The organism is Bartonella sp. AD328YNZD, assembly GCF_042196425.1.
In genome coordinates this window covers 1-1,370 of sequence record NZ_JBHIQG010000497.1, presented here as the reverse complement: position 1 = coordinate 1,370, position 1,370 = coordinate 1, and the positions used below count along the sequence as shown (strand labels likewise).

General features: G+C 36.1%; 1 pseudogene. It reads left to right on the top strand.

The features are described 5' to 3' along the window. Nucleotides 1-408 precede the first annotated feature (408 nt). Nucleotides 409-1,370: pseudogene (locus ACFIO3_RS13170) on the top strand (M23 family peptidase); the annotation flags it as partial.

The following is a 1,370-nucleotide window of genomic DNA, read 5'->3' as shown; positions in this document are numbered from 1 at the left end:
AACCAAAGAGTCAATATCATTTTTTATTTTTTTTAAAATAAAATATTGTAAACAACTGGTTGTATTTCAAGACATTATAGGCAAAATAAGAAGCGTATAAAAATAAAACATGAAAACAGAAGAAATTCAAAGAGTGCATAGCGCCTTTAAAGTAAAATATAGCATCCCATTGCAAGGCATAAAATATCAAATGCATGGATTAATTAATCTCAAGAGCGATTATTTTACCTTACTTTAATATTGATTCAAAAGGATTTCTCTACACAGGTATGATTTATAAAGACATTGCTGTATAAAGAGAATTCGCATGATCTGTAATTTGTAAAAAGAATCAAATTCCTGTAGAAGCATGCTAAGCTATCTAGCTAGCTTTCTTTATTTAATATTGAGAAGTACTCTTATAAATCTATGTGGGATAACGAACAACAAAAAAACGATCCTGGACAAGATCCTGCTCTTGTCGTCAAGCGCTTGCGGCCTGCACGCCGACAGGTCTCTGCTCGTTGGCTTACAGGAACCATTCTGACAGGAATCACTTCCTGCATTCTTATGGGTATTGCACTTTTTACGGCTCTTGATGAACAACAGCGATTGGTAACCCCTCCACAATGGTTTACGCAAGAAAACCTATCAGAATCACAAGATCTTGAAGCCAATGGCTATAAAGGTGATCGCATTTCTCCCACCCATGCACGGCAAAGCTTTGACAAAAAACGTCAATTTGAATTATCGATTCTACAAAAAAAAGGCGATGAAAAAGTCATTCAAACACAACATTTTGAATGGATTCGTATGGCTTTAGCCGAAAAGCGCCCCCAGAAATATAGCTATCCAAAATTTGATTCTTTAAGCATTCTTGCCAGTGATTCGACAAATCAAAACGCTAAACTACAAGATTCTGGACAGATTTATGGAGCAAAGGTGGAAACAAAACTCACCTTACGCAGCTATGATTTTAAGGTAAATCAATTCGATTTTGATGACACTGACACATTGACAGATGAAGAGGCACAACAAGAAGTGCAAAAAGCTGGATTTACTTTAGAAAAGAGCTCCGAACTTCTTTCAGTTCTCACATTGATTGATCCTTTAAAATTAGAAGATGTATCCTCCCCTTCCCAAGGTACAGAATCCCCTGAAGTTCGAATCGTTCAAGAAAATGTAACCGTTTCTCCTCAAAGTCACCGTATCGATCTGACGAAAAACTATGTTGAAGATATTATTCCTATTCGTAAAAAACAAACGATAGCCGATGCTTTCAAAAAAACCAATTATACAAAAAAGCAAATTGACCAGGTTGTAAAAACGCTAGAAAAAATAAGCCTTTCCGATACCCTTAAAGAGGGAAGCCTTTTACGCATTGGCATCGT